This window comes from Weissella cibaria KACC 11862 (genome assembly GCF_000193635.1).
Classification (GTDB): Bacteria; Bacillota; Bacilli; order Lactobacillales; family Lactobacillaceae; genus Weissella; species Weissella cibaria.
The window spans coordinates 1-4,563 of the sequence record NZ_AEKT01000011.1 but is presented as its reverse complement, the minus strand read 5'-3'; the positions used below and the strand labels follow the sequence as shown (position 1 = coordinate 4,563).

The following is a 4,563-nucleotide window of genomic DNA, read 5'->3' as shown; positions in this document are numbered from 1 at the left end:
TAAACGTAAACGTAAAGTTAAAGTTAGTATATACTACACACTTTTTGTGTTTTAAGAATGATGGATAAGTATAGAGATGTTCTATGGGTTACAACTAATATATCATGTTCTGGTTAAAGCGAAATTAATTAGCACCTGATATGACTTAATTTAACTGTTAATTATCGGAAACAACAAAAAGCTAGTTACCGTCCATAAAATCGGACAGTGACTAGCTTCTTGTTGTTGAGATAGCGAATTGCTAAGAATATTTGTGTGAATACAAGGTCATTGTACCGCCAAATTGCTAAATAGATAGTGTCATTTTTGACCTGTTTGCGATTAATTGGTCTAAATTGTGAAAAATCCCGAAACTGACGTTTGTGAAACGCCGTTTCGGGATTTTTTTGAGTTTGTGAATTGGTGTTGCTGCACAAAGTGCGCCAAACCGCGTCAGATCAACGACTTGGGATAATGCACGTTATGTTAACTGGCTTTGGTATAGCCGTATTTGGCTATACCAAAGGGACTTTTAGTAATCGAGATCTCCAGGATAAAAAACCTTACTTTCTTCTTCAAGTTTAGGATTAATTATCTGATGATCTAGATAAAAATTTATATGTTTATCTGGTGAAATTTTAGAGATATTCGTTAATTTTTCAACTGAGTATCCTGCAAACTTGGCATAAAATAACAATGATTGACCATATGGATAGATATATGAAAACCGGTCCATGAGTCGAGTTAATTTTAGTATTGATATAAGGTTTTCTGCTCTTTCAAAAGATTCAAGGACTTGTTTTACTCCTCCTGAGTAATTAGGTCTGACTGTTGCCTCAATAAGAGATCTTTCAATTGATGAAACTCTTACTCTAGAGCTCGTCTTACTATTTTCTAAAGATGTAACTCCAAGATAGTTAGTGTTTTTACCGTTTAAAATAGTTACCGAGTAAGAAACATTATTGTGAATAAAAGTTGCTTTGTTACTCGTTGTACGTACGGGTTTAGCAAATGCTTTATCTACTTTTTCTTGAGTAAGGACTGCGTTTTTTTTATTTATTGGTTTAGGGGATTGCTCCTCATTAATATATATTTCGGTAGGATTCAAATCGGTTAATCCATGCATATATAAAGCGCTTAAATGCGACAAATAAGCTTTTTTTCCGGCAATACTAAGGGCAATTTCTAGTGGAGAAACACTTAGATACGTAGGGATGTACCTAATAACTACGTTACTCTTGTGTAATATTCGAATTTCTTTTAATAGTGTGTATTTAGAGGTTAATAATCTTTTTATGCCATTTAAATTTAATTCATTATGGTTATGACGAATTTCAGCATTATATTTGTTCATCAATTCCATAAGGGTTGTTCTGTTTAAGATGGGGCCTTTTAGAAATATTTCTGCTTTTAACCAGTTTATTTCCTGGTCTTGATTAGTGTTATTCATAAATAATGCACTCCCTCCCAAAGCATAGGTATATATACCTATGCTTTACATAAAAAGTTTAATCTAACCTAGATACGGTGTCAATATGCCTTGATTTAGAGGCATTTGCAAGACTTTAAAAACAGTAGTAAGCTTTGTTTAAAAAGAGCATAGGTATATATACCTATGCTCTAGTCAAGGGGATTAATTATGGCAGATGACTTACTAGACGACAACATGCTTCGTAAAATAATACTGCAATCTTTATTTTTAGAAGATGAGCTTGCAGAACATCTAACACTCAAAGGTGCACACTCTTTGTCCATTTTGAACGTAGGAGACCGTCAAACTAGAGATTTAGATATTAGTGCAACACTAAATCCAAAGCAAGAAAATTTAGAATCTCTTTTTTACAAGGCGCTAGCAAATGGATTTGAGGAAAATGATTCTAAATTAGTGAAGTTTAACTTTTCCTTTGAACCTAGCAAGCAAGAATCTATGATGATTCCAAATCCTTTAAATCCATCTGAGGATATAATTTGGGGAGGGTATAAAATAAAATTGGGTGCCTTATCTCTGGATTACTATAATGAAAAAGAGGCTCTTCAGCAGAAAAAAGGGAAGGATTTTGATCCTAAAAAATACTCTAACAATGCTGAAATTGATATTAGTTTTGGAGAATATACCAATGGTCGAACTACAGCAGATGTTGAGGGAGTGTCTATATTTGTCTATACACCTTTGATGACAGTGTATGAAAAGACAAGGGCATCTGCCCAGCAATTAGAAGAATATTCTTTATCTAGAGTGAAAACTAGATCTCGGGATGTGTATGACATATATAAACTATTAATAAACAATGATTTAAATATTAAGAACGATATATATAAACCAGAAAATATTGAGATATTAAAAAATATGTTTAAAATCAAAGGAGTTGATCTAGAATTACTAAATAAGATTGAAAATTATAAAGAAGTGTTAGAAAGAGACTTTCAGGATAATGTTAGTAAGCAAATACCGCATAATGAATTAGAAACAACGACATTTGAGTATATGTTCCAAGAAGTCAACAATATATTTAAAACTCTATATAAAGTAGCAATAAAGGGTTAATGTTTGTTAGTTTAAGCATTTTATGAATACGCATGTACTAAATAAAAAGGTTGCAAATGTGGCTAGAAATAGTTACATTTAATTCAATAATTAATCGAATAAAAAAAGAAAAGCACCTACCAAGACGGGAATCCTGATAGGTGCTAGTGCAAAGAATGCGGACACATTCAGAGCACGTTGTCATTCAATATGTAAGTATATTATAGGGTACTTACCGAGAATACGTCAAGAAAAGAACTACCTTTGACGAGAGACAATGTGACTAGGAATAGCTGCATTGTCTCTCTTTATTTTTGCACTCGAAACCCGCCACGTTACGGTGACAGAGTAGAACGCACTCAGGACAAAGAAGCCTACACGGAAAGTAGGACGGCACGTGAAGAGCCTTGCTGTATGCTCCACAGACAGCACAAACAGAGACGTGGAGAAGAGATAGTTAACCGTCCAACACAATGGGTAGCGGTTAGGTGTCCGATCACGAGTTGCGCCGTGATGAAGAAATATAGCATGCGGACAAGCTGAACGAGTAATCGTTCGAAGTCAGTAGTCCCAGTGCCGTGTATCGGGTTAAACAGTTACCGTATATCAAAAAAATGCCCTGAGAAGCTCTCAGAGGCGTTTTTAAGTGTCAGCAAGATAAATAGACACCACCAGATATAAAACAACGTCAAAGCACGGACAAGGGTTGTGAGGGGTAGCTTGAACATAATCTACTGTGATAGAAATATCAGTCGTTGTGAGATGCACTCAACGAAACACACCAATTAGCCCCATTAAGGGGATAGTTGGTGGAGTGTCGAGAGAGAGAGCCTTGCAGGCTATCCGCAATGACTTGGTTGGTATATTGTTCAACATGTTGTTTAATAAAGGATTTAAAAAGGCGTCAGCATGCAGGGGTCCAGGGGCTTGCCCCTGTGTCTGCCGAAGGCTCCAATTAGCCGGGGGAAATATGGGACGGGGTAGGCATGAATTTGGCTTTCACTTCTGCCAAATTTGTCCAGCGAGCGTGCGGGTCTTTTTAGCGGCTAATTGGTGTCAGATCCAGAAAAAATTCATGGGGCATCTGTCAGCGTCTTTTTCTGACAAGCGCACTTACACATCACTTCATGATGTCGTGCTTAAACTGACTGAAAAACGTCAGAATACGCATTTATACTCCACTGATAAATCACTAGAGTTTGTGCTTAAAAATTTGTATCAGAAGTTGGCTAGCCAACAACAAAAAAAAGACGGATCTATTAATCCGCCCTCTCATCAAATCATTCAGTTTTTTCTAGTATTTCGCCAGTCTCTTTATCGATTTCATTTGATAATGTCTTAACAAAAAAATGCTCTGACCCAGTTAAAGGATATTCTCTTTTTACGTAAACTTCTTTAAATCCAAATTTGGGATAAAAATCTTTACCTTGAAAATCAAATGTGTATAGAAATATATTTTTACAATTACTACGTATAGCCAGGTCTTCGGCTTTTTGTAACAGATCCCGACCTAACCCATTTCTACGCAAACTTTCATGAATAACTAAATAGTCTATATCCATCCAATTACCAAATATTTTTCCTGAAATCCCCCCCATAACATTCTCATTATCATCTTTTATGTAAATAGCAAAATCTGTTTGATTTGCAGTTTCAAAATTTTGCCTATTATACTTTCTTATCATATTTTGTAATGTCATTACATCTGATTTTTCTGGTAATAATGTTTCTTCAAATTTCATAATTGCTTCCCCCTAAATTAAACTCTTACTTATTATTCAATACTTCGTCTGTATCTTTATCAATATCTGACCTACAATATCGGCGTTCTTGATAAACAGCATCGCAGTATAACCTTATCAGAACAAGCAATAAATGAGAACTTTGTTTAAAACAATGCGCACTTACACACAACCCAATTGTAGGGCTGTATTTGTGCTTAAAATATGTACTAGGTTGTTGCCTTTGGCAACAACTTAACTAACCGCCCTGCGGTTGGTAGAAACACAAAAAGGTTGTGAATATTCACTAAACCTTTTTACGTTGTTTTAAGTAAGTAG

At 35.2% G+C, this 4,563-nt stretch carries 3 protein-coding genes; 1 reads left to right on the top strand and 2 read right to left on the bottom strand.

Going from position 1 to position 4,563, the window contains the following annotated elements; genetic code table 11:
• Window positions 1-511: 511 nt before the first annotated feature.
• Window positions 512-1,429: a hypothetical protein gene (locus ESE_RS0101770; RefSeq protein WP_010370284.1), complete on the bottom strand. Its 918-nt coding sequence runs from the start codon at window positions 1,427-1,429 to the stop codon at window positions 512-514.
• A 189-nt stretch (window positions 1,430-1,618) separates the two neighbouring features.
• Here ESE_RS0101770 and ESE_RS11805 point away from each other — a divergent pair, with 189 nt between their 5' ends.
• Window positions 1,619-2,524 carry a nucleotidyl transferase AbiEii/AbiGii toxin family protein gene (locus ESE_RS11805; protein ID WP_010370281.1) on the top strand — a complete coding sequence of 302 codons (906 nt, stop codon included), beginning with the start codon at window positions 1,619-1,621 and terminating at the stop codon, window positions 2,522-2,524.
• Window positions 2,525-3,783: 1,259 nt separating this feature from the next.
• On the opposite strand, the gene ESE_RS0101760 is transcribed toward ESE_RS11805, so the two are convergent.
• A complete protein-coding gene (locus ESE_RS0101760; RefSeq protein WP_010370276.1) occupies window positions 3,784-4,245 on the bottom strand; it encodes a GNAT family N-acetyltransferase in 462 nt (153 codons plus the stop codon).
• Window positions 4,246-4,563 lie beyond the last annotated feature (318 nt).

Excerpts from the sequence above, each read along its gene's own strand:
- ESE_RS0101770 (WP_010370284.1), bottom strand. The coding sequence starts at position 1,429 with ATGAATAACACTAATCAAGACCAGGAAATAAACTGGTTAAAAGCAGAA.
- ESE_RS11805 (WP_010370281.1), top strand. The coding sequence starts at position 1,619 with ATGGCAGATGACTTACTAGACGACAACATGCTTCGTAAAATAATACTG.
- ESE_RS0101760 (WP_010370276.1), bottom strand. The coding sequence starts at position 4,245 with ATGAAATTTGAAGAAACATTATTACCAGAAAAATCAGATGTAATGACA.